General features: G+C 31.3%; 21 protein-coding genes. 13 read left to right on the top strand and 8 right to left on the bottom strand.

The annotated features are described in order from the left end of the window. On the top strand, positions 1 to 657 hold the full coding sequence (ulaD, locus tag BM018_RS03450; RefSeq protein ID WP_092318653.1) for a 3-keto-L-gulonate-6-phosphate decarboxylase UlaD: 657 nt from the start codon (positions 1 to 3) through the stop codon (positions 655 to 657). Next, positions 658 to 1527 carry an L-ribulose-5-phosphate 3-epimerase gene (locus BM018_RS03455; RefSeq protein ID WP_092318654.1) on the top strand — a complete coding sequence of 290 codons (870 nt, stop codon included), beginning with the start codon at positions 658 to 660 and terminating at the stop codon, positions 1525 to 1527. It begins immediately after the preceding gene. Between the two features lie 8 nt (positions 1528 to 1535). Here BM018_RS03455 and BM018_RS03460 read toward each other — a convergent pair whose 3' ends face one another. From BM018_RS03460 to BM018_RS03480, 5 genes are read right to left on the bottom strand one after another with little or no spacing between them, the layout of a single operon-like run. Next, positions 1536 to 2321 carry a glycosyltransferase family protein gene (locus BM018_RS03460; RefSeq protein WP_092318655.1) on the bottom strand — a complete coding sequence of 262 codons (786 nt, stop codon included), beginning with the start codon at positions 2319 to 2321 and terminating at the stop codon, positions 1536 to 1538. Further along, positions 2318 to 3976, bottom strand: a complete 1659-nt coding sequence (locus BM018_RS03465; protein ID WP_092318657.1) for a hypothetical protein — start codon at positions 3974 to 3976, stop codon at positions 2318 to 2320. The genes BM018_RS03460 and BM018_RS03465 overlap by 4 nt, the downstream gene beginning before the upstream one ends. A gap of 17 nt (positions 3977 to 3993) precedes the next feature. Beyond that, positions 3994 to 5646, bottom strand: a complete 1653-nt coding sequence (locus tag BM018_RS03470) for a hypothetical protein (protein WP_092318659.1) — start codon at positions 5644 to 5646, stop codon at positions 3994 to 3996. Further along, the gene (locus BM018_RS03475; RefSeq protein WP_092318661.1) at positions 5646 to 6569 is read right to left on the bottom strand and encodes a glycosyltransferase family 2 protein; all 924 of its coding nucleotides are present in this window, start codon (positions 6567 to 6569) and stop codon (positions 5646 to 5648) included. Before BM018_RS03475 ends, BM018_RS03470 begins: the two co-directional genes overlap by 1 nt. A 57-nt stretch (positions 6570 to 6626) precedes the next feature. Then, entirely contained in the window at positions 6627 to 7892 is a 1266-nt protein-coding gene (locus BM018_RS03480; RefSeq protein WP_092318663.1) for a hypothetical protein, read from the bottom strand. A gap of 173 nt (positions 7893 to 8065) precedes the next feature. Between BM018_RS03480 and BM018_RS03485 the strand changes: the two genes are divergently transcribed. The 6 genes from BM018_RS03485 to rodA all read left to right on the top strand — a co-directional run bounded on the left by BM018_RS03485 (position 8066) and on the right by rodA (position 15541). Beyond that, positions 8066 to 9016: a glycosyltransferase family 2 protein gene (locus BM018_RS03485; RefSeq protein ID WP_092318665.1), complete on the top strand. Its 951-nt coding sequence runs from the start codon at positions 8066 to 8068 to the stop codon at positions 9014 to 9016. A gap of 3 nt (positions 9017 to 9019) precedes the next feature. Further along, positions 9020 to 10066: a glycosyltransferase family 2 protein gene (locus BM018_RS03490; RefSeq protein WP_092318667.1), complete on the top strand. Its 1047-nt coding sequence runs from the start codon at positions 9020 to 9022 to the stop codon at positions 10064 to 10066. A gap of 724 nt (positions 10067 to 10790) precedes the next feature. Next, positions 10791 to 11345: a UvrB/UvrC motif-containing protein gene (locus BM018_RS03495; RefSeq protein ID WP_092318669.1), complete on the top strand. Its 555-nt coding sequence runs from the start codon at positions 10791 to 10793 to the stop codon at positions 11343 to 11345. A 3-nt stretch (positions 11346 to 11348) separates the two neighbouring features. Then, positions 11349 to 12380, top strand: a complete 1032-nt coding sequence (locus tag BM018_RS03500) for an ATP--guanido phosphotransferase (protein WP_092318671.1) — start codon at positions 11349 to 11351, stop codon at positions 12378 to 12380. 21 nt (positions 12381 to 12401) lie between these two features. Continuing rightward, positions 12402 to 14225, top strand: a complete 1824-nt coding sequence (gene mrdA / locus BM018_RS03505; protein ID WP_159428155.1) for a penicillin-binding protein 2 — start codon at positions 12402 to 12404, stop codon at positions 14223 to 14225. Beyond that, a complete protein-coding gene (gene rodA / locus BM018_RS03510; RefSeq protein WP_159428156.1) occupies positions 14222 to 15541 on the top strand; it encodes a rod shape-determining protein RodA in 1320 nt (439 codons plus the stop codon). The genes mrdA and rodA overlap by 4 nt, the downstream gene beginning before the upstream one ends. 13 nt (positions 15542 to 15554) lie before the next feature. On the opposite strand, the gene dnaJ is transcribed toward rodA, so the two are convergent. The 3 genes from dnaJ to BM018_RS03525 all read right to left on the bottom strand — a co-directional run bounded on the left by dnaJ (position 15555) and on the right by BM018_RS03525 (position 19208). After that, on the bottom strand, positions 15555 to 16631 hold the full coding sequence (dnaJ, locus tag BM018_RS03515; RefSeq protein ID WP_092318677.1) for a molecular chaperone DnaJ: 1077 nt from the start codon (positions 16629 to 16631) through the stop codon (positions 15555 to 15557). 115 nt (positions 16632 to 16746) lie between these two features. Further along, positions 16747 to 18621 (bottom strand): molecular chaperone DnaK, encoded by a 1875-nt coding sequence (gene dnaK / locus BM018_RS03520; protein WP_092318679.1) that lies wholly within the window; start codon positions 18619 to 18621, stop codon positions 16747 to 16749. 26 nt (positions 18622 to 18647) lie between these two features. Further along, positions 18648 to 19208, bottom strand: coding sequence for a nucleotide exchange factor GrpE (locus tag BM018_RS03525; RefSeq protein ID WP_159428157.1), 561 nt, complete (start codon positions 19206 to 19208; stop codon positions 18648 to 18650). Between the two features lie 137 nt (positions 19209 to 19345). On the opposite strand from BM018_RS03525, the gene BM018_RS03530 reads away from it, so the two are divergent. The 5 genes from BM018_RS03530 (at position 19346) to BM018_RS03550 (ending at position 26790) form a co-directional block, all read left to right on the top strand. Next, the gene (locus BM018_RS03530) at positions 19346 to 20323 is read left to right on the top strand and encodes a HEAT repeat domain-containing protein (protein ID WP_092318683.1); all 978 of its coding nucleotides are present in this window, start codon (positions 19346 to 19348) and stop codon (positions 20321 to 20323) included. A 72-nt stretch (positions 20324 to 20395) separates the two neighbouring features. Beyond that, on the top strand, positions 20396 to 21460 hold the full coding sequence (gene rlmN, locus BM018_RS03535; RefSeq protein WP_092318685.1) for a dual-specificity RNA methyltransferase RlmN: 1065 nt from the start codon (positions 20396 to 20398) through the stop codon (positions 21458 to 21460). Between the two features lie 2 nt (positions 21461 to 21462). Continuing rightward, positions 21463 to 22440 carry a tryptophan--tRNA ligase gene (gene trpS, locus BM018_RS03540; RefSeq protein WP_092318687.1) on the top strand — a complete coding sequence of 326 codons (978 nt, stop codon included), beginning with the start codon at positions 21463 to 21465 and terminating at the stop codon, positions 22438 to 22440. A 4-nt stretch (positions 22441 to 22444) separates the two neighbouring features. Next, positions 22445 to 24010 carry a DUF6311 domain-containing protein gene (locus BM018_RS03545; RefSeq protein WP_092318689.1) on the top strand — a complete coding sequence of 522 codons (1566 nt, stop codon included), beginning with the start codon at positions 22445 to 22447 and terminating at the stop codon, positions 24008 to 24010. Between the two features lie 257 nt (positions 24011 to 24267). Next, positions 24268 to 26790 (top strand): ATP-dependent Clp protease ATP-binding subunit, encoded by a 2523-nt coding sequence (locus BM018_RS03550; RefSeq protein ID WP_092318691.1) that lies wholly within the window; start codon positions 24268 to 24270, stop codon positions 26788 to 26790.

A 26790-nucleotide genomic window follows, 5' to 3' on the forward strand; every position in this document is an offset into this window, starting at 1 on the left:
ATGTCTATACCATTATTACAATTAGCTTTAGATAATACATCTCTTGAAGATGCATTAACAAGTACCCGAATTCTTGCTACAGAATTAGATATTATCGAAGCTGGTACGGTACTTATGACTACTGCAGGAACTCAAGCATTAAAAGCTTTACGTGCATTATATCCGGACCATATTATTGTTTCGGATATTAAAGTAGCAGATGCTGGAGCTTTGTTGTCAAAAGTTATGATTGGAGAATCGGGAGCAAATTGGATGACGGTTATTTGTGCTGCACCATTAGCCACCTTTGAGACAGCACTAAAAGAAGCTAAAAAATATCCTAAAGGTGATATTCAAGCTGAATTATTTGGCAATTGGACATTTGAAGAGGCTGCAGAATGGAGAAAAATAGGCATTAAACAGGCTATTTATCACAGAGGAAGAGACGCCCAAGCAGCAGGTCAAACATGGGGAGAAGATGATATCAAAAAAGTTTCCCAGTTGGCGGATATGGGATTTGAAATGTCCATAACAGGAGGCTTAGAAATAACTGACTTAAAATTATTTAAAGGAATACCAATTAAAGCATTCATTGCCGGAAGAACTCTAAGAGATGCACCTGATCCCATAAAGGCAGCCCAGAGTTTTAAAGAAGAAATGCATAAATGGTGGTCTTAAATGTCTTGGATTGGATTATATGAAAAAGCTCTTCCTGATGAATTTTCATGGAAAGAAAAATTATTAAAAACAAAAGAATTAGGATTCGATTTTATCGAGATATCAATTGATGAAAGTGATGAACGTTTAAGCAGATTAGATTGGTCTCTTGAGCAAAAAAGAGACTTAGTTTATTTATCTCAAGATATTGGAATTCCCATAATTTCTATGTGTCTTAGTGGCCATCGACGTTTTCCTTTTGGCTCAAAAAATCCTGATATTGTTGCTAAAGCTCGTGAAATTATGAATAAAGCATTTGATTTTTCTTTACATTGTGGAATTAGAAATATCCAAATGGCAGGATACGATGTATATTATGAAGAAAGTACTATTCAATCCAAACAGCAATTTAAAGACGAATTAGCTCTTGCAGCAATAAAGGCTGCAGAACGGCAAATAATGATTTCTATCGAAATTATGGATTATCCGTTCATGAATTCCATTACAAAATTTGATGAAATTACAGAACACATTCACTCACCTTGGCTCACTGTTTATCCCGATGTAGGAAATTTAACAGCATGGTGGAATAATGTAGCTAAAGAATTAAAAACTTACATTTCAAGAATTTCTGCAATTCATCTGAAAGATACATTACCAATCGGACCAAATAATTTAGGTCAATTTAGAGATTTAGCTTTAGGTCAAGGAAAAGTAGATTTTATAGAAGTATTTCAAATTTTAAAAGAAGTAAATTATCAGGGAGCTTTTGTCATCGAACTATGGGCAAACGATGCTACACAATATCAAAAACAAATCATTGACTCTTTGAATCTCATCAAAAAAGCTATGCAAAATGCCGATTATGTTCCTTATAGCTCGAAAAATTAAATTTTATATCATACTTTTTTTGAAAAACTTAATAAAAAAATCAATCTTAATAAATTCAGATGATGAGATAGAGACGTAATTTTACTGGGCACACTATCCTTCGGATACGCTCTTACGGTAGGAATTTCAATAATTTTATATCCTAAATGTTTAGCTTGTACAAGAGGATAATAACAATATTCATAACTCTGATAAAAATCACTAAACCAGTTCATTTTAGGATCAAGAATAAATCTCCTTGAAAATGCTTTATAACCATTACAAGGATCTGAATACCATCGCTTAGCACCTAAACTCACCATAGGGGAAGCAACAAATTTAATAGCTAATTCACGAAGAATAGGAGTATTAATCCCATACCCTCCTTTACGATAACGCGTACCTTGGACCAAATCAAATCCTTGGCTAAGAGCATCTAAAAATAACGCCAAAGTATCTGTTATATTATCTTTATCATTACCATCAACCATAATAACACCATGATATTTTTCCTTCATTGTTTCATAAAACCCAATTTTTAATTGAACAGCTTGACCTTGTTTTTTCTCATCTTTTTTAATAATCAAACCACGCGCACCATAAGATTTGACAATTTCAGGATTTGAAGAATCATCAATACTATTACCATCACAAATAAAAACATCACATAATTCAAAAATATTGGCTTCTTTCATCTTTCTCATTTGAGAATGAAATCTCTCTGCTTCATTAAGCACAGGAATAATACAAGCATATATATTTCTTTTAGGAAAAAATATATGTTTTTCATAATTTGCTAAAAATACATTCATCATGACACCCTTTTATTCTGCATTAGTGTGAGTGGAATGGATATTACACCTAAAAAAATACCCATCCAAAAATAACGATAATCGGTAGAAGGAGATACCCAAAATAACAAAAAATTATTTACTACCCAAGGAAATAAAATAATAAGATTTTTCCAATCACCATAAATAATCCAATAAATACTACAAAAAATAAGAAATAAAGTGTTCATCCAGAGAGGAAAAATTATTAAATTAATATCATTTAATCTACCAAAAATATTTCTTATTTTATTTATAATAGGATTATCAAAACGAGAAATTATACCAGCACTTTTAGGCATTCCTATAAAAGGTGTTAAAAACATTTGAGTTTGACTGTTCCAAAAAGGATCCCAAAAATTCAATCTTGTTCTAAAATGTATCAGAGGAGATCCTGCCCATAATTGCCAATAATATTCAAAATACTGCTTTTTGGAAGCAACTCCTTTTTCTAAAGTAGCTAAAGATTCAGGGGATGCTTCCCTGACTTCCCAAAAAAAATTATTCACAAAAGATGTTCCATAATTTTTCCATATACCTTCATTAATAGTTTGAGCAAATTTTCTTACATTCGGATGCAAATGATCTTGCACGCCATACAAATATGCTGTATTAATAGGCATAAAAATCATATTATTTCTGTTATTCGTTACAGAACTCTTATGAACATTTAATACCCTATAAAGCATGCCATAATTTAGTAACAGCACCAACATACAAGCAAACAGCGGAAGCCAAAAAATTTTAAAAGACCGATGAACAAAAGCAAAACATAAAAGTATTAGAATTCCTATGAAGCTTATTACAATACCATTAATTCTAAAAACCGTAGATAATCCAAATAAAATTCCTATATTTACAAGTATATAAGTTTTTGTACGGTATCTCGGATAAAGTATAAAATTTAACATAAAATAAACAAGCCCAAGAATAACAATAGTAAAAGGAATGTCCTTCCAAAGCGTTACAATCATAATACCAGTATTGGGCATGGCAACTATCGCCCCAAACAGACTTTTAATGAATTTACCAGACAGTCCTTGCTGATAGAAAAAATTCATCCAAACAGCCATAATCCATGAAAACATAATAAGTTGAACCAGACTAATAATAGCAGGAGTATCCCATATTTTTATTAATATTTTCTGAATAAAAGTGTAGGCAATACTATGATAATCTGTTATATAATTATTCTTTATTTCTTCCCATGTCTCAAAAGAATCAGCAGACATATTTGCCGGAAAAAAAATGATCCAATAGACAAGTCCAATCATCAGTATCAAAAAAAATGATTGCCAAAAGAACTTAGGAGATGGTGATATACGAGGACTATAAAAAAATTGAGTCAGCAACTGATGTGTCACAATGAAAAGTCCAATATAAGGAATAATTAATGACGACCATAACATAATAAACAAAATGAGATTCTTAATGGAAAATATAACAAGTTTATTTACAGGAAAAAATAGTTCCGTCAAGCTCAATGAACATGCTGTACAAAAAGATAAAAAAACTACTAACCAAAATACATACTTAGAAGGATCATAAATATTTACATAAGTTTGAAGAGAATGATATTTTATTAATAAAAAAATAGTGATAGAAATAATACTAAAAATAGTAATTAATAGATATATCATAAAAATTTTTCCTACTATTAGTTTTTTTTATTATGAATAAAAACCATACCTACCATGATAATAAGCATTGGCAACCCGATCCAAATATACCTATATTGAACCGCTGTTGAAGCAGCAAAAAGTGATAAAAAATTACAAAACCATGGCACTAATAGCCATAATTTTTGTTTATTTTGATAACACAAAATGTATAAAATGATGATCAATAACAAGAATGTATAAAATCCACCTCCTATAAAGTATAAGATCGATTTTGTTTGTAAAAAATGATGAATTTTCATGATAAAATCAGGACGTCTGAAATGTATGTTAATATTAGGAGTTTCATAATTATTTGTTTTATCCAAAGTAGATACTAAATATAAACCAATTGCAGAATCAGGAATATTAATACTCCAAAAGTTGGCTATAAGATTCAAACGTGTTCTTAAATTCAATTTAAAATCATAGCGCCATAACGAAAAATATGTTAACATGATATCCTTTTTACTCATCTCATGATAAACTACAGAATTCCATCGTTCATTGGTTGAATTAAGTAAAAATAATGGTACATTATGAAAAGGATTAACAGGGCAGGATTCATTCGAAGTACTTATCCATTGGACTGTATTACCACTCTTTTCCACCCAATCCCGAGCAGCTGGAGAATGCAATCCTGATCGATAAATATAAGAATTACTAATAGCCGTTACCACAAGAGAAGGCAAATTTTTACTTCTATCTGGCCCTGTTTTTGTTAAAGTCCATATTGTCTGATAAGCGGTATAAGATATAATCAATCCTAAAAAAAAGTATAAAATTTTACGTTTAGTTGGACGGTAAAATAAAATAAAAATAATGATCCCTACAACAACTATTATGCCGTTTTGCCTGAAAAAATGTACTAATGGTGTCACTAGGCCAAATATAAAAATTAATCTTCGATCGTAACGGTCATTAAAAACAATCTGATAAATAAAATATACTAACCAAACAATAACAAGGCTATAAGGAACATCACGGAAAAGATTGACTATAAAAATCGCTACAGGAGGATATAAAGCAAATAATCCTGATGTAATCCATATAATTTTTCTTGAAATTTTTTTTCGATAAAACTCAGTAGTCCATAAACTAAATACCCAAGCGGCAAATAATACTTGACTTAAAATAGGGAAAAAAGGATTAGGAATAATTTTATAAAATATATTTAAAATCCATAAGAAAAAAGCAGAAAAATAATTATTAAATTTTTTATATACAATAGAATGCAATAAGAAGAAAGAATCAACATTAAAAATTCCCGGAAATACAAGAATCAAAAAAACAGTCCAAATAATCGCAAACATTATAAAAGATTGACAAAAAAAAATTTTTATGTGTATCGAATCTATTTTTTCTTTACCCTGAATCAAACGGCTTTTTAGTAAATCAATTAAAATAAAAATACTAATAATAAATGCAGACATTAATATTGTCATGATAACAAAAACTAAAATTCCTAGCGGACTAACCATAAAAATTGCATCTTTTGGTAGAAAAAAATTATATCCTAAAACAGAGAATGATCCATACATCCCTAACAACAATATCCATAAAATTTGACGACGATAATTTAATATAGCATCTTTATTCAACAATAGGATAAAACCAGAAAATAATATAATATATAATATAAATACTTCCATTAATTTTTTTCCTCTACATTGAGATAAGCATAACGACGTTGTTCAAAAGTATTCCGTTGAATATAGTGGATCATCAATCCTGTAGTTAATAAAAGTAAAGATAACAAAAGAAAAGTCACAGCAAAAATCAATGTAGGAAAACGAGGAACAGCTGATATCTTAAGAAATTCAATCCAAATATCTATAATCCAATATAGTCCTAATATCCCAAATATTGAAGCAATACCTCCGAAAAAGGTGATTGGTTTTTCGTTTGTGAAGAGATAAATTATTGTTAATAGGATTCTTATCCCATCTTTTATTGTATGAAGCTTGGATACAGAACCTATCGGTCTCGCTCGATAAGGTATTTGAATTTCACTTGTGGGCAACCTCATTTGATAAGCAAAAATACTCAATTCAATTTCTATTTCAAATCCTTTTGAATGTCCCGGAAAACTTTTCGCATATCGTTTTGAAAATAAACGATATCCGCCAAGAATATCCGAACATTTATTTTGAAACAAAAAATTTGCCAAACCAGTAAGAATTTTATTTCCCCAAGCATGCCCATATCGATACGAACTTTGCGAATCCGCCACTCTTATTAAATTTAACATATCTAAATCTTCAGAAATAAATTTTTTCAGTGCATCAGGAATAACTTTCATATCACATTGATCATCCCCATCAGCAATAATATAAATGTCCGCATCAATTTTTGTAAAAGCATAACGAATTACATTCCCTTTGCCTTGATAAGTACAATTATAAACCGTTGCTCCAGCCTTTTCAGCCAACTCAGCTGAATTATCCGTACTATTATTATTAATAACATAAATAACAGCATTAGGAATAGTAGATTTACAATCTTTTACCACCTTTACAATTGTCAATTCCTCATTATAACACGGAATAATAACAGCAATACGCCTTGGTTGCACACTGCAGCCCCCTTTTGCCTTTTTGTCAAATTTTTATGCTATCTTTTTTACATGATCTTATCGAAGATCACTGAGAAAAATAACATTTTCACCTAATAGTCCTCTTTCATACATTTCTGGTAACGGAGCATACATTTCATTAACATCATTATAGAAAAAAAACTTTTTTAAATTAGTTGAAGTCGTCATGTATAATGATGAAGCGTAGCCACCTATTACAGATATTTTATCAGAATAAAACCATAATATTGCTTCCATAGGAAGAACACCAGGCAATGTAATAACGTCAGGAGGGCTTTGGTTATACGCTGGATGAGGTTTGAAAAAATAAGCATATGTGGGACCATAATATTTTTTCACCAAAGCTACATATTGATCTGTTTCATCTCCATAAGGATTTTTCCCAGTAATAATAACATTACTTCGACCGGTATCAGTAAAAGCCTGGTCTATTGTTTTCCCGCCTAGTTGCTGATAGGTTTGAGTTAGTTTAAGCATATTCTTTAAAGAATTCTGTTCTGCCACAGGTAAAGCTGTATATAACTTATAAGGATTTAATTTCCAAATATTTTTATTATGCTGAACGGAAAGATTTTTAAAAAGAGACAAACTTTTTGTACCCAATAACTCAGGCCACTGCAGAACTAAAACTGCATTTTGTGAAACAAAAGGAACAACCGGAAAACTATAGCACCAAGAATCGATAAAGGAGCTCCCCCCTATTTTTTTATATTGTTGGTAGATATTACTAATAGCTTTTACATCACGGTTCCAAACTGTTTCGCCATTAGCAGCTCCATAAGAATTTTTAAAAGTCACATATGTTTGTGTCCCATCAGATAATAATCTTAAAAATACATTATCTTCACTTACTCCATTTTCAAAAAATAAAGAAACAATAAGATCCGCACGTATATCATCAACAAAAAACGTATAAGTCGCATCAGGATGACTCGCTTGAAGCTCCTTAACTTTATTTTTAAATATTTGAATAGCGTCTTCATACGAAGATCCTAAAGCCAACATTTGTACATGTGCAGGAAGATAATTAGTATCATAAGTAGCTTTGCGTTCTGAATATAGAAATGATTCTTGAGTATGAGAAAACATATTAAGAGCTATATAAAGTGCTGGAAGTGTTGCTCTCGTAAAATAGAAAACATAATCAGAATTTGGAACCCATGCGGATCTTTCAGGTTCAATACCAGTAATAGGATAATATGTCTTTATATTACCTTTATTAGGATTATTTACTTCATTTTTTGCCGAGCATCCAGATAAAAATAACAATAATATACTATATGCGATATAACGTTTTAACATATACCATTCTCAAATTATTTTTTATATTATATATTATTTTTCATTGTTTGTCTACAGTATATTAACCATTGACACATTATTTTTTCTATGATATAATAAAAAATAGTTTGGAAACTTGATAAAATAGAGGGGTATGTTATGATATTACTTACTGACCTGGCCGGTTAAAATCAATGTTAAGTATTGTAGTTCCGGTTTATAACACACAAAAATATCTTCGAGAATGTTTAAATAGTTTGGTCAATCAGACTTTAAAAGATATCAAAATCATTATTGTGAATGACTGTACTTTGGATAATAGTGAAAAAATAATTCTAGAATATGCTTATAAAGATTCTAGAATCACTTATATCAAACATAAAGTAAATCTCGGGTTAGGAGGAGCTAGAAATACTGGTATTAAAGCAACAAAAACACCCTATATCACATTTGTTGATAGTGATGATTTCTTGTCTCTTGACTGCTATCAAAATATGATAGATCTAATAAAAAGCAATAATGCCGATTGCGGCGTATTTTCTGCAGAGAATTTTGACGATGAAACAGGAGAAATATTAGATAATCCTTATTTCGACCTAGCTGACAAAGTAGAATACTGCACAGAAAGGAATATTTTTTCTTTTACTTCTACCGCTTGGAATAAAATTTTCAAAACAGATGATATCACAAAAAATAATATATGGTTTCCTAACCACCTCTACCATGAAGATGAAGAATTTTGGTTTAAATATGCAGTAAAAGTACAACCACTTATTGTTTCTAGCAATACACCTTATTACTATTATCGTAAACGCAGCAATTCAATTACCAGTAATAATCTTGTTTCGTGGAAAGACCTTCCTGAAATTTTATCGAACACTTATAATTTTTTGATAGAAGAAAATTTATTTCAGCAATATAAATATGCATTTTTAGTAATGCTTCAAGGATTTTATTTGCACAAAGCCTGTTTCAAAAAAAGTGATTTAAAAAAATTCGAACATAAGTTTCATTTTTTGCTCAAAGAATTGAATTTAAAAGAAGAGAAAAGTACAAAAGAAAAATTAATCATTACCATGAAAAAACTTAAAATCTATCCTATCATTCATGCAGCATATCACATACTGAAAAAATGCAAGGATTAGATTATGGCTCCGATTATTTCTGTTATTATTCCTTTATATAATAAAGAACAAGATCTACCAAGATGCATAGAAAGTATTCTTTCATACACCAGACATCCGATAGAAATCATTATTATTGATGACGATTCAACCGATAAAAGTTGGAATCTGGCACAGACTTATTGTCAACAGGATCCTAGAGTCCGAGCTTTAAAACACCAGTATAATAAAGGTACATATGCTACACGCGAAACCGGTATCAGAGCAGCATCCGGACAATATATATTTTGCGTAGATCCTGATGATTGGATTAATAATAAAAGTTTTGATGCAGCTATACCTTATATCAAGAAAAATATCGATATTATTGTTACTGAATGCGTCTTTCTCTATCCCTATCACAAAAAATATTATAAACATGAGGACCAATTTCTCAAAAATGAAGAAATTCTTAACGCTTACACTTCACTTCGAATAGAATTATGGAATATGATACCAAAATTTATCAAAACAGAACTAGCTTTGCACGCACTTAATGAGTTAAATATTAATAAATATTTAACCATGAGTGAAGATTTGTTATTATTCTTAACAATTTGTATTTTTGCCAAAACATGGTGTAGTATTAAGATTAAAGCTTATTACTATTGGATTAAAGGTGAAGACAGCGCTACTACAGGCAAGAAAAAAATGGATAAAATATTACAATATATCGAACAAACTAAATATATACTATGCTGTTTGGAAGAAATTTTTGAAAAATATGGACATCCAGCGGATCAGCTTATCCCTATAAAGATGGCACTATTTAATTTTTACCGTAATCAAATGGAAACATCAGAATTAGATGATAAATCACAAACTATTATTATAAAACATATGTTTGATTGTGTAGGAATACTGAATGCATATAAATCGATGCTCACCTATGGAGTCAATACAGATTTTACAAGCTCCATCCGAATGCTCAATCAATTATTACCTGCTGGTTCTATAAGAAGAAAAATCATAAAAACAATTACAAAAAAAATATGGTCTTTTTGTCGTTTTTTAAACTCATTCAAGAATTAATCAAAAGCAATTAAAATCTACTCTATATTTATACCCTAAGGAGATTAAATAATAAAAAAAAATTTTTTCCCATTAATAAGATATTTTGTGCTTTTTATTGAGATGCTCTATTCAGAAAACAATACCAATAATACTAACAATATCGAAATTGGAGATGCTGTTTTTTCGACATTTCCAAAACAGAAAAAGCTACAACCGGAATTGTACAGGAAATCGGTAGCAGAGATTTGAGTGTTTTGTATGCTGATAAAACAGATATTCTACACGTTATTATGAAATACCCAAGGAAGTTGTTATTCTCAAGAAACATAAGGAGTAAAAAGGTTCAAACAATAAAAATACGAAAATGTTAGAGGCAGCAATGATATTTATCACGGAAAATCGGCACAAATTTCTGTTGATCATTAAGAAAATAAATTTATTGGGCAAAAATAAGAAATTACAAAGTTTAATGCATTTTTGGCAAAGGACTATTCATATGAGATTAAACTTTAGATATGGACATTTAGGTAAAAGAAATAGCATCTTACCTATGGTTTCGTTTTTTAACTATCCTTTAAACTAAAAGATTTTAGCTTTAGAATCGTATCAAGTTAATCTTTTTTGAATAAATACTAATCTAATTATCAATATCATTTTATTAAAAATAAAAATATATTTTGACAATAAATTGCAAATATGCTATAATTTTAAAGGATATAAAATCAATATTAAGGAGAGTGTAATGTCAGAAGATATTTTCTCAAAGTCTTGTGATATTTGTGGAATACAGCCAGCAGTTCTCCTTTTTAGAGTTTTTGATGGTAAAGAAGTATTTCATCAAGGACTATGCCCTCAATGCGCATTAAAAAAATTTTCATCTACAGATATTTCTGAATTGAATGCTAATTATCCCAATATGTTACAAGCAATAAACGAAATGAAAAATATCCTATCCGCTATAGTAGGACATATTGGAAAATTAACAGAAAATGAAGAACCTACTACAAAAGTATGCCGTGTATGTGGACATCCTGCAGAAGAAATTAAACGTTTTGGAAATGTTGGTTGTTCTATATGTTATGATGAGTTTCATGATATCATTAAAGAACGTCTTATCAAAAATAGTTATGGATCAAAACATAAGGGACATATTCCACAAAGATATCGCAAGCAACATTTTGAAATGTTGGAATTAGAAAAATTACAATTAAAACTTCAAGCTCTTTTAAGAAAAGAAAATTATGAAGAAGCTGCAAAAATTAGAAATCGCATAAAAAAAATACAAAAAATAAAATAGAACATGGAAAAAATTATCCTTCCAAAAATACGTTCTCATGCATTCTCAGCATTAGATAATATAGTATTTTCTACACGTGTGCGGCTTGCTAGGAATATAGAGGCGTTACCTTTTCCTGCTTATCTTCCACAGGCACAAAAAATACAAATCGAAGATCAGTTTTCTGATATCCTATCAAAAACAGATTCTTATACGTCTATTAATAGCATAAATATATCAAAATATAATAAAAAACAAATCCTTAATATGGAAAAGGATTTGATTATTACAGAAGAATTTACTGAATTTGGAGACATTTTTTTCTTCGACAAAAATGCTGAATGGATCTTTCTACCTAATGAGAAAGATCATATTAGAATTTTCGGTATTGATTTTGGCTCCAAGGCAAAACCCATCTATAAAAGAATATCTGAAATAGTTAATTCAATAGAAGAAGAAATTCATTTTTCCTATCATTCGGAATTCGGTTATACAACTGCTTATGCTAATAACGCAGGAAATGCATTATCTGTTTCGTATTTACTAAATTTAGCGGCATTAGAAATGGCTAATCTTACATCATCACTAGCAACTTTATGCCAGGAAAGCGGTTATCAACTTCAACCTTTCCATGGACTAAAAAATTCCCAACTTTATTTTTTTAAAAATATAAGTAGCTTTGGTATCAGTGAGCTAGAATTAATCGATAAAATGCAAGAATTTTTGAATAAAATACATTATAAAGAGCAGGAAGTAAAAGAAGAATTACTTTCTAAAAATGGAGATCATGAATTCCTGATTGAACATTTACTCCATATGATCAATCAAAAAAATATCAATCAAACAGAAGTTATAGAAGTTATTGCTTTGGCAGAAATGTTATGCGGGGTTTCTACCAAAATATCCAACCGTGACGAATGGAGAGCATTAATATTTCGCCTTCATTCAAATAGCAGTATTTTTAATTCACTCTCTTCCAATATTGAAGAAATAGCTGAATACAGAGCTCAGTTATTACAACAAAATTTTAAAAAGTTAATTAAAATAACAACATAGCTTAAAATGAGGAAACAAAATATGCAAGATATTTCTCAAATTTTGAAAACGCGATTAACCATGTTTGCAGTTATTATCTATACATTACTGTCTATATTCACAGTAAGATTGATATATCTTCAATTGTTCAAAGGTTCTATTTTTAAAGATAGAGCAGAAAAAAATCAAACCCGCAGTTTACGTATACCTTCTTACCGCAGTATTCTTTATGACAGAACCAAAGAATTAAAATTGGCATACAATGAGCGATCATTAGCACTAACAGTGATTGAAGCTAATTTACCAAAAGATCCGATCGAACGCACTGTATTATTCACTAAAATGAGCCAAATATTAAACGAACCTGTTGAAAAAATTACTGCTACAATTCATGATGAATTTATTGATCCTTACACTCCTATTGTGATAAAAACACAAATTTCACCGGATATTATTTCACGTTTTGCCGAAAAAATTGACGAATTTCCCGGAATCTTCTGGGAAAATCGTCCTAAAAGAGTCTACCCATTCAATATGTCAAGTTTTCATGTGATTGGATATACTGGAATTATTAATAAAAACGAGTACAGCTCGTTAAATGCTGTAGACGAATATTATTTAGGTAGCATCATAGGCAAAAGAGGTATTGAAAAACAATATGACAAAAATATTCGTGGCAATTCGGGGACTTTATTGAGATCCGTAGATGTTCGAGGCAATGTTTTACAACAAGATGTTTTCAAAGAACCTATACAAGGAGATCATCTAGTTTTAACCATCGATGCCAAATTACAAGCTAAAGCTCAGGAATTACTGCAAGAAAAAGTTGGTGTTGTAGTCATTAGTCGTGTTACTACTGGAGAAATCTTGGTACTATTAAGTACTCCTTCCGTAGATCCTAGTATTTTTGCTCCTGATTCCATAGAAGGTAAAAAGCGTTTTCAAGAACTATCGATTGATACACAATATCCATTTTTAAACAGAGCAATACAAGGAACTTATTCACCAGCTTCTACTTTCAAATTGATATCAGCAGCGGCATTTATCAAAGCAGGAATTGATCCTTATAGAAAGCATGTATGCACTGGATCTTACCAAATAGGAAACCGTGTATTTCGTTGCACTGGCGTACATGGAGCTGTAGATATGCGTAGTGCTATTGCTTATTCATGCAATAGTTATTTTTATTATTTTTCGCAAATTGTCGGACATAAACCAATCTTAGAGATGGCCAAAGAATTTGGCATTACAGAAAAAACTTATATTGATCTGCCTGATGAAAAAAATGGCTTTCTACCAAATGATGCTTGGTTCAAAAAAATACATAAAAGAAACTGGTCACAAGGCGATTCAGCAAATATCGTAATTGGTCAAGGAGATGTTCTCGTAACACCTTTAGCACTCAATCAAATGACTGCTATCATTGCCAATGGAGGCACTATTTTTCGTCCTTATATCCTTAAAGAACAGCTAAATTTACGTGATCGCAGTGTTATTTGGTCGCAAACTCCAGAAGCACGAAAAACGGTAAATATTCCCCCAGAAACAATTAATATCCTTCAAGAAGGAATGGCTCGAGTCACTAAAAGCGGTGGGACAGCAGGTTGGATCAATACTCCTTATCTGCAAGTTCCTATTGCTGGAAAAACTGGAACAGCTCAAACAGGTAATATAAAAAATAATGGTCTTTTCACAGCTTATGGACCCTATGGTCAAGAAAATGTATCTAATGCTATTGCAATTACAGTACTGTTAGAGCAAGATCGAACAGGAGCCGCGGTTTCTATTGCTGCAAATCTATTTAACTACTATTTTGGAACTCTTTACCCTGAATTAAAAAGCAAGATCAACAGGAGAATATCTTGAAAAATATTTTAAAAAAAGGTAGTATCTTATATGTTATTATACCTTTGATCCTTTCTTTTATTGGTATTTTGTTTATTTTTAGTACAGGGCAATTGGAGCACGGAAATAATACTAATTTATATCTAAAACAGCTTTTGTGGGTAGGTTTAGGAATTATCTTTGCACTCTTCATTGTATCTATTGACTATTATTATATTGTAGAAACATCGTTTATCTATTATATTTTAGGCATTATTCTATTGGTTTTCACGTTGTTAGTCGGCAAAGAAATAAAAGGAGCAAAAAGCTGGTTGGGTATGGCTGGATTAGGGATCCAAGCATCAGAAGTCATGAAAATTTGTTATATTCTTTTCTATGCTAAATTTTTAAGTAGTAAATCGAATACCGAATCTAACTTCCGCACTTTAATTTTTGCCTTAGGGATTTTAATCATTCCTCTAAGTTTGGTATTATTACAACCTGATTTAGGTACTAGTATTGTTTTCATATCTATTTTTATAACAATGACAATGGTAAGCACTAAAAATATTTCAATTATTCTTCAAGGATTAATTACAGGTTTATTAATGGTAATTCTTACATTATGTTATGCCTATTATCAATTCTATTACTTAGCTAATTCTAACAATTCTCCTATTGCTATCCTTGATATTTTATTATTACCTAATACTTTTTTTGCTATAGCTACTATTTTATTGGTTTATACTATTATTACTTTTGTTATAGAATTATTTCAACCTATTACTTGGATCAATAAATTTACTACTGGATCATTTATTATAGGAATTAGTTTTCTTATGTCAGGAATTGCTACAAAAATTCTCAAACCTTACCAATGGAGCAGATTATTGGTCTTTATCAATCCTGAATTTGATCGTTTAGGAGCTGGATATAATATTATTCAAGCACAAATAGCTATTGGATCTGGAGGTTTTTCCGGACAAGGATTTTTTAATGGAACACAAAATTTAAGACGTTTCCTGCCGGAAAAACATACAGATTTTATCTATGCTATTATCGCAGAAGAAACAGGCTTTATAGGAAGCTTTTTAGTGGTATTTCTTTATATTATTTATTTTAGCATGATGATTAAAATTATTTTTTCTGCCAAAGATATAGAAGGATCTTTTATCGCTACCGGTATTTTTACAATGTTTGCTATCCATACTATTATCAATATTGGTATGAATTTAGGAATTGCACCTGTTACGGGATTACCATTACCTTTTATCAGTTATGGAGGTTCTTCATATATTACTTTTATTATTGCTGCAGCATTATTACTAAATATTTATAATAGGAGATTTATCCATTAATATATTACAAATATTACAACTTTTCTCCTATTGCTTTTCCAAACTCTTTTAATATAGTTTTAGCTTTATTATTAATATTTTTGGGAACTTCAATAGTTGCTTCATAAAATAAATTTCCTCGTTTATGAGCACGTAAATCAGGTAACCCTTCTCCTTCTAGCTTTATTTTTTGACCTGGTTGAACACCTTCTGGAAGTTTTACTTTTTTCTTTGATTCTAATGTATGGACTTCTACTTCTCCTCCCAACACAGCTTTAGCGAAACTTAAAGGTAATTTTGCATACAAATTAGAACCTTCACGCACAAATTGCGTATTGTTACGAACATTCAAATGTATATATAAATCTCCACGTGGACCATTTAAAGGAGCAGCACTTCCTTCCCCACTAACACGCAATCTCATACCATCTTCTACACCTGCAGGGATAACTACTGATACTTTACTATTTTTTTGTTGAATACCCTCACCATGACACACAGGACAAGGATCTTTTACTGTCTTACCTAAACCATGACATGTTGGACATGGCTGCGTAATCGCAAAAAAACCTTGGCTTACTTGAATACGTCCTGACCCATGACATGCAGCACATATTTCTGGCTGGCTCTTAGATTTCGAGCCAGTACCATCACATGTAGAACATATTTCCATTCTTTTAATTTTTAAATCGACCGTTTGTTTACGTAATATATCTTTCAATTCTAGGGATACAGAAGCTTCCAGATCTGCACCTCGAACTTCTGGAGTTTGATGAGAAGCCCGTCCTCCAAAAAAACTTTCAAAAATATCTTCAAATCCGCCACCAAAACCACCACTGCCTGTAAAACCACGAAAAATATCTTCAAATCCACCAGGACCGGCTCCTCCTGTTTGAAATGCAGCTTCTCCGAATTGATCATACATTTTTTTCTTTTCCGGATCGGACAATACTTCATAAGCTTTTCCGATTTCTTTAAACCTTTCTTCCGCATCTTTATTACCCGGATTTCTATCAGGATGATACTTCATTGCTTGTTTACGGAATGCTTTTTTTATTTCTTCCTGACTGGCACCACGGCTAATCCCTAATAATTCATAATAATCTGCCATACACACCTTTTTATTTTATTATTTTATATGTATCATGCACAACAATATTTCGATGGTCAAGTTTAAAAATCAAGGAGTAGTTATTTTACTCCTTGGTGTTAGAAAAAATAAATCATTATTCCTTATCTTTATCAATTACCTCTGCATCGATAACATCATCTTCTCGTTCATCTGATTTATGGGAAGAATTTTGTTGAGCTGCTGCCGCCATTTGCTGATATACTCTAGCTGAAACCGGTTCTAACGCTTTCATAGCCGCTTCAATAGTATTCATATCATCGCCTTCGATTGCTTTTTTCAAATCTGCATTCTTTTCTTCCAACTCTTTTTTATCTGTATCTGAAATTTTATCTCCTTCTTCTCTGAGAAGTTTTTCAATTCCATAAGAAACAGAATTAGCCTGATTTTTTAATTCAATATTCTCTCGCACTTTTTTATCATCTTCTGCATTGACTTCTGCTTCTTTTTGCATGCGTTCAATTTCATCTGCCGATAACGTGCCCGTAGATTCAATTCTGATTTTCTGTTCCTTGCCAGATCCACTGTCTTTAGCAGAAACATGCAGAATTCCGTTAGCATCGATATCAAATGTTACTTCAATTTGAGGAATTCCTCGAGGAGCAGGTTGTATACCTTCCAAATTAAAGTTGCCTAAGGTACGATTATCTTTAGCCATAGGGCGTTCGCCTTGCAACACTTGAATTGTAACTGCAGTTTGATTATCTGCAGCAGTAGAAAAAATTTGAGACTTAGATGCCGGAATAGTCGTATTTCTCGGAATTAAAACAGTATTTACATCTCCTAATGTCACAATACCTAAAGAAAGAGGTGTAACATCAAGCAATAAAATATCATTTACTTCTTTATTTAAAACACCAGCTTGAATAGCTGCCCCCAAAGAAACAACTTCATCAGGATTGACACCTTTAGATGGTTCTTTTCCAAAGAAATTCTTAACTAAATCAACGATCAAAGGCATTCTTGTTTGTCCGCCAACCAAAATGATCTCATTAATATCTGATTTGGAAATACCAGCATCTTTTAAAACCTGCTCACAAGGAGAAATAGAACGTTCTACAATAGGACGAACAATATTCTCTAGTTCGCCGCGAGTCATATTCATTTGAAGGTGTTTGGGACCAGATGCATCAGCTGTAATAAATGGTAAATTTATTTGTGTATCAGCTTTGCTGGAAAGTTCTATTTTTGCTTTTTCTGCAGCTTCCTTCAACCGCTGCATTGCCATAGGATCTTTGGATAAATCAATTCCCGACTCTTTTTGATATGTAGTAATAATATGTTTAATTATAGCATTATCAAGATCATCGCCTCCCAAATGCGTATCACCATTGGTTGCTTTTACTTCAAAAACGCCATCACCGATCTCTAAGATAGAGATATCAAACGTTCCACCACCAAAATCATATACAGCAACAATTCCTTCCTTATTTTTGTCAAGACCGTAAGCCAAAGCTGCTGCAGTAGGTTCGTTAATAATACGTTCTACTTCTAAACCAGCGATTGTCCCAGCATCCTTGGTGGATTGGCGTTGTGAATCATTAAAATATGCCGGCACTGTAATCACAGCCTTATGGATTTTGCCACCAAGATAAGATTCTGCAGCCTCTTTCAATTTAGTCAAAATGAAAGCACTGATTTGTTCAGGAGTCTGATCACCAATACGTGTTTGAAATACCACATTATCATGAGGTCCCTTTTTGATTACATAAGGCATATGTTCGTTACTTACTTCTTCAAAACGATGACCAATAAATCGTTTTGCAGAATAAATAGTATTTTCAGGATTTGTAACCATTTGATTTTTCGCAGGAGCACCAACTAAAATATCTCCTTTCTCGGTAAAAGCCACAATAGAAGGCATTGTACGAGCACCTTCTTGGTTTGCAATCACTACAGGTTTACCGTTCTCTATCACAGAAACAACAGAATTTGTTGTTCCCAAATCGATCCCTATAATTTTTCCAGACATGATTTCATCTCCTTGATAAATTTTTATTATTGTTGTTTTTTCTTAGCAACTTTTACTTTAGCGCTTCTCAGGACAACGCCACCTAATTTTCTTCCTGTTTCGAAAACTTCAGTTACAGTCATTGGATGTTGTCCATCATCCGTTTCTTCGATCATTAGTGCCTCGCTTACTTGAGGATCAAATTCATCTCCCACTTGAATTTCTATTTTTTCTAGTCCAGTATTCTTAAGTATATCTTCAAACTGAGCTAACACTATAGAAATGCCTTGCTTTAAGGATTCAAGATTATCAGATGAATCAGCAGCTTTCAAGCTTCGTTCTAAATTATCAACTACAGGAAGTAAATTTTCTATCAAACCGCGGACAGCATACTTTTGGAATTCTTCTTTTTCTTTTTGTATACGTTTTCTATAATTATCAGTTTCTGCAGAAAGACGCAAATATGCTTCTTTAAGCTCTTGTTTTTCCTTCTCTAAAATACTTAAAAGATCTGTATCTTCTTGTTCTGAAATACTTTCTGATGTTTGTTCTTCTGGTTGTGCTGATGATCCGTTATTTTCTTCAATAATATTTTCTTGTTCGGGCACAAATGCCTCCTCAAAAATTTTCCTTTCATCAAAAATATAGCAATTCTTATGCCAATTGACAAATTTATTTATAATATCATCACCTTAATGAAAAATATTCCGATATTTCTATTAAGATTTCTATTGAGGTGAATAAGATGATACAAATTATTTTTATTTTTTTGCTATTTCCAATAACAATTTTTACACAAACTAATGCTGACAATACTACCGCAACAAATAATAGTAAACAAACTCAGCTAGACCAATGGAAAGAAACATTAAACTTTGGAATTTCTACTCAAAGATTAAACACCGTTAAACAGATCCGTTCCTCTAAAGCGACAAATAGTATAGAAATATTACAAGAACAATTTCTCAAAGACGATAATCGGACCGTAAAGGAAGAAATAATCTATACATTCATCGATTTAACTAACGATAATTCTGAATTTTGGAAAAAAGTTTTCAGTAAGGAAAAAGATTTAATTGTACTTCAACGCGCAGCTTTTGCGATAGAAAAATTAAAAATTGGATCAGCAGGACCTGAAATTTTTTCTAATTTAAGTATCCAACTCTCTAACACTGAAGCAATACGCTTCAATGCTTCAGCTGTAAGAGCTCTAGGAGAAATAAAATTTCAAGAAGCATTGCCAATTATCATTGAAATAGCAACAAATAAAGATCTTCATCAAGATCTAAGAGGTTCGGCTGTTGTAGCTGTTGGTATGTATCAAGATGCAGCACAAATCCCATTACTTGAAAGCATTCTTACAGATAGTTTTGAATCTCAATTCATCAGACGTTATGCCGCCTTAGGTATAGGACGTACAGAAAGCACAAATGCTGTTGCTATTCTTAGTCCTATTGCCGTGAATGAAAAAGAAGCTCAATCGGTTCGCTTGAATGCTGTTTCCGGATTAGGATATATTGCTAACGATGAAACCATTACCATTATGGAACAACTCACCAAAAGTGATGACACAGCTTTAAGAACTGAAGCTATTAAAAGTTTAGGAAAAATGAAAGCAACAAATGCACAAGAAATACTAAAATATAAAGCAATGAAAGATCCCGAAGCTATTGTACGCAGAGAAGCCAAAAAAGCTCTTCAGGAAATGGGAATTAATTTATAGTATCATTTAAAAATTCTTTACAAAAAGGCAACAGTATAGTATACTATTTATATTTTATATATAGGTATTATTATGCAGTCATCTGTTTTACGACATAATTTAAAAGAGCTTCAAGATATATTAATTGCTTTATCCTACCCTCGTCATAAAGCTGGAAGTATTTTCAAATGGATTTACAAGAAAAGCATTTTTGATTTTGAACAAATGACAGATCTTTCTAAATCAGAACGTCAAAATCTCAAAGAACAATTCAATATTCTTGTACTTCAAACAATTGTTATTAATGAATCTCAAGATGGCACTTTAAAATTTCTTTTCAAAGCTCAAGATGGAGCTCGAATCGAAAGTGTCATGATTCATAATGAAGGTGATTCTCGTTATACTATTTGCGTTTCTTCCCAAGTTGGATGTGCACTTCGTTGTTCTTTTTGTGCAACAGGTCAATTAGGATTTTCACGACACCTCTCAAGAGAAGAAATAATTTCACAAGTTCTATTAGTAGATGCTGAAATAAAAAAACGTTATAAACTTGATCCTTACTCGCGAGCCCTTGATAATATTGTATTTATGGGCATGGGAGAACCAATGCTGAATTACGAGGAAGTTCTCAAGTCTATTGAAATTCTTAATAATCAAGCTGGTTTTGATATTGGTACAAGAAGAATCACTATATCAACTGCAGGAATTATCAACGGTATAGAAAAATTTATTCAAGCTCCTGGTCAAATTAGATTAGCATTATCTCTACACGCTGCAAATCACGAAAAACGAAAAAATATTATGCCGATTGCTCGTAAAGAAAATACAAGACAAGTACTTGATATTATAAGATTATATCAAAAAGAAACAGGTCGGCGTATTACTATTGAATATATCTTAATCGAAGGATTTAATGATTCTGAAAAGGATGTCCTTGCACTTAAACATGAGTTAACAAATATAAAATATAATCTAAATGTTATTCCGTTAAACCCAGTTGACAATCTTCCTTATGACGCCCCTAGTTTTAGGGGAATTCAAGAATTTACCAAAAAATTGAAACATCATTCTATTCCTTTTGTGCTAAGAACTCCAAAAGGTCAAGATATTAATGCAGCTTGTGGTCAACTAGCCTTGAAAAATATATCTATGAGGTAATCATGAATAAAAAACGTGCATTATCAGGTATCAAGCCTACCGGTGATATTCATTTAGGTAATTATTTTGGCGCTTTTCAAGAATTCTTAGCATTACAAAACAATAAAAATATTGAAAATTTATATTTTATTGCCGATTATCATGCTTTAAATGAAATTCCGGATCCTAAATTATTAAAAGAACGAACTATTAATATTTTTAAAGCATTTATAGCATTAGGATTAGATCCAGAAAAAAGTATTATTTTTGTTCAGAGTGATGTTCCTGAACATACAGAACTTTGCTGGCTTCTATCAGGAGTGACCCCCATGGGACTTTTAGAACGCGCCCATGCATACAAAGATGCTATCACTAAACAAAAAAACGTTAATATGGGATTATTTAATTACCCTTTGCTGCAAGCTGCAGATATTCTGATTTATGATGCTGATTTAGTACCGGTTGGTGCCGATCAAAAGCAACATGTAGAAATCACACGAGATATTGCGGAAAAATTCAATCGGGAATATGGTGATATTTTTACTATACCTGAACCTTTAATACAAAATGCTGTTGCTATTGTACCAGGTACCGATGGACAAAAAATGAGTAAATCAAAAAATAATACTATTCCAATTTTTGCTTCAGAAAAAGAAATAAAAAAAAGTATTATGAATATTACTACAGATTCTACTCCTCTAGAAAATCCCAAAGATCCTAATAATTGCTCCATTTTTCTTTTATACAAAATGTTTGCCTCTTCAGAGCAAATAGAAAAAATGAGGCAGAATTATTTAAATGGTGGATATGGGTATGGGCATGCAAAAACAGAGTTATTCGAAATTATTATGCATTGCTTCGAATCAGCACGAAAAAAAATGTTGGAATTAAACTCTTCTCCTGATGAAGTTTTTCATTTAATGAAATTAGGAGCCGAAAAAGCTAGAATTATCGCCCACTCTAAGATAGACAAAGTTAAAAAAGTTATGGGACTAGGATAGAATTATGGTTAATTCTTCTCACTCTTCACTACAAAAAATCAGTTCTTTTCTATCACTAGCTATACCAATATGTACTGCTTTATGGTTTACTTTACTATGTTATGCTGGTTACCTATCACCCAATAATACAGGACAACTTCCTCAGAATATTCGAATATTGCATTTAATAAGCCTAATTTTTAGGCAAGACTATTTTTATTTTCCTTTGTCTCTCACTAGGTTAATTGCTCCTCCTTATGGAATTCCACTATCATTAACTGATACCATACCATTAGGAGCCCTTATTTTTAAAATCTTCGAGATGAATGATATGCAATATTTTGGCATATGGATTATTCTATCAGTATTACTTACTACTTTTTTTGCGTACCGCATTTGTCGTGAAATTTGTTCTGACCTTTTATCCACAACACTAACTACACTTTTATTTATTTCTATGCCATTTTTTTGGTATCATACTTTTTTTCATCCATGGCTTGCAGGACAATGGACAATTCTTTGGGGATTATCATTATTTTTTCAAAAACGCAGTTACTTATCCATTGAATGGTATGGAATTATCGTTATTTCAGCTTTTATTCATCCCTATTTTATTTTTATTAACTTTTTTATCATGATAGCAGATACCGTACGTCTTTATCTTTACGAACATCAAATTTCTGTAATGCAAGCTGCTAATTTTTTTGCTTATTCATTAGGGATTTGTATCGGATCATTAAGCATCATTGGGATGTTTTACCTTCCTAGTTTTTCCGTTCCTAAATTGCCTATTGCACCTATACAACCAAGTTTATTTATCATGCCCAATATTATTAATATAACACAACAATATAATATTTCGTACATTTATCCCGGATTAGGAATTATAATTGGTTTGTTAGTATTTTTGATTACATTTTCTATTTATCCCCAGATTAATCATATAAAAAAGTATACCCCCATTTTTTTTTCAGTTTTTATATTTTTTTTATGCTCTATTGCTGGTGGTGTAAGTTCCTATAATAAAACTTTCAAGATATATAACAATGCGTGGATAGAAAATAGAATATTATTACTACTTACATCTGGTCCTCGATTTATATTTCCATTACTATGGATGATACCTATCATGATTGCTCATACAGCAGAATTTTTATATCTAAGAAAAAAATTTTTATGTATTATTTATTTATTTTGTTTACTTAGTATACAATTTTTTACTGTCAAACTATCATTTAATTACGAATACTCTGTTTATGTGCCTCTTTCTCAAGAAATTGAACAGTTTTTAAATGAAACATCTCATATTATATGGATTGGTACAGAATCACTAGATGATATCCCACAATTTGAACAAATTGCGTCCTATGCATTACACTACAAAAAAACAATCAATTTATCCCCTGTTTTAAGATATCCTAGTTATTATTTAGAATCTCTAGAAAAAGAAACTATGCAATTTTTATCACAAAGTTTTATGGACAATACTACTTATATTATTCCCCAAAATTTAACTATACCTTTCAATTTATCTCAATTTGGAAAACTTATTCCCTTTGAAGATGTGATTTTTTTTAAACCAGATAATTAGTTGATTATTTAAATATAATATTCTATACTAAATTATAAACTCTTATAAAAAGTTACAATTTTATATCCATATTCACAGAGTTATAACTTATCAGTTTTATTTTTATGCTATTATTTGCGATACTAACTTATTAGTTATAATACTTTCTCACACTTCCTTAAATTAGAAAAAAGCAAAAGAATTTAAAAAAATATCCGACTAATAGAATAAACTTGTTCCCTAATAAATAAAAATAATAAAATAAGAAGGAAGAATTTATGTATGATTTTACAGGCTTTACTCATAGGGCTCAACGTGTTGTATCTATCCTAGCTCAACAAGAAGCACGACGTTTATTTGGTGAAGAACTTACTCCGGAACATATATTTTTAGGCATCCTGAGGGAATCAGAAGGTTCAGCGGTACGTACCTTGCAAAATCTGGGTCTCAATATCGAAGAACTGCAAATGGCTGTAGAATTTGCTTTAAGAGGCCAAGGTAGTGATACTCTAACATTAGGTGGTATTCCTATTTCAAAAAGAGTCCATCAAGTAATTGAAATTGCACGACAAGAAGCTAAATTAATTGGACATAATTATATTGGTACAGAACACCTCCTTTTAGGGATTTACAATGAAAATAATTCAAATGCTATTGTACCTTTTATCATTGAAAATCATGGAATTGATATCCATCAGTTAAGAAATGCCGTTATTAGCATTGTTGGTTATGGAGAATTGCGCACTTGGAACAAAAAGAAAAAACAAATCAAAACCCCTTTTTTGGACAAGTTTTGTCGAAATGTAACTAATGAAGCAGCAGAAGGTAAATTAGATCCTGTTGTAGGCCGTAAAAAAGAAATTAACCGCGTAATGCAAATTCTATGCCGCCGCACAAAAAATAATCCAATTCTTATCGGAGAACCAGGAGTTGGAAAAACATCGATTATTGAAGGAATTTCTCAACTAATTGTATCGAATTCCGTTCCAGAAATGCTCATTGGAAAGAAAATTCTACTTTTAGACATGGGAGCTTTAGTTGCGGGAACAAAATACCGAGGCGAATTTGAGGAACGTTTAAAAAATCTTATGCAAGAAGCTGAAAAAGATAAAGATGTAATTCTTTTTATTGATGAAATCCATACTATTTTAGGAGCAGGTAATGCAGAAGGTGCTCTAGACGCTTCCAATATGCTTAAACCAGCCTTGGCACGTGGATTAATTCGAACAATAGGAGCAACAACATTTGACGAATATAAAAAGCGTATTGAAAAAGATAAAGCCTTAGTAAGAAGATTTCAAGTTGTTCGTATTGATGAACCTTCCTTAGAAGAAACAATTACTATTCTAACACGCCTAAAAAATAAATATGAAGAATTCCATAATGTCAATTTTACACCACAAGCTCTTAAAACCATCGTACAGTTAGCTTCACGTTACATGATGGATCGGTATTTTCCAGATAAGGCTATTGATATTATGGATGAAGCAGGTGCTCAAGCATCAAGTATTTTATCCGATAAGCCAGATCAACTAGCAGAATTAGAATTGGAATTATCTCGCTTGGAAAATTTAAAAAACGATTTAGTAAAAAAACAGCAATATGAAAATGCAGCAGAACTAAGAGATACTCTAAGAGAAAAACGTGAAGAATTAGCATCCTTACGTGAGCAGTGGCTATCAGACACTAAAAAAGAAGAAATTATTATCGATAGCAATGAAATCTATAAAGTAATTTCTAAAATGACAGATATTCCCATACAGCAATTACACGTTGATGGCGAATATACGCGTTTTCTGGAGTTAGAAAACATACTGACTGAAAGTGTAAAAGGACAGCCGCATGCTATTAAAGCTATTAGTCAAGCTGTTAAGAAAAATATTGTTGGAATTAGAGATTTTAATAAACCATTAGGTAGTTTTATATTTTTAGGACCGACTGGGGTAGGAAAAACTGAATTAGCAAAAGCAATTACTAAATTTTTATTTGGCACAGAAGATGCTCTAGTACGCATTGATATGAGTGAATTTATGGAAAAGCATAACTCATCAAGATTATTAGGAGCACCTCCAGGATATGTAGGCTATGAAAATGGAGGCGAACTTACCGAAAAAATTAAACGTCACCCCTATTCTGTTGTACTTTTTGATGAAATAGAAAAAGCCAATCCCGATATATTCAATATGTTTCTTCAAATACTAGATGAAGGACACATTACAGATTCACTAGGTGAAAAAATTAGTTTCAAAAATACATTGATTATCTTTACTTCTAATTTAGGCACACAGCGTTTAACTCAGAAATCCTCCTTGGGCTTTTCTGAATTCCAAACAGAATATGAAAAACGAAAAGAAATGGTATTATCTGATCTAAAAAATTATTTTCGTCCTGAATTTTTAAACCGCATTGATGAAACTATTATTTTTAATCCTCTCGATGAAGATATGTTAATTTCAATTTGTGAACGTATGATTTATGAATTAAACGAACAAATTAAACCTCAAGGCATTAAATTTGATATAACAAAAGATGTGATTCATTACCTCACGAAACAAGGATTTGATAAAAAATATGGAGCTCGTTCACTACGTAGAAGTATTACAAAATATATTGAAATTCCAGCATCGGAACTGATTTTACAAAATGGAAAACCTCACAATCCAGAAATAGAAATCTTGACAATTAGGGTTAATCTGGATAAAGATCAGCTAAATTTTCAAATAAAACATCATCCACTAATAGAATTAACAAATAATTCTGCAAAAAAAAGAAATTCTAGAAAAATAATACAAAACAATTAA

It is taken from the genome of Brevinema andersonii (assembly GCF_900112165.1).
Lineage (GTDB): Bacteria > Spirochaetota > Brevinematia > Brevinematales > Brevinemataceae > Brevinema > Brevinema andersonii.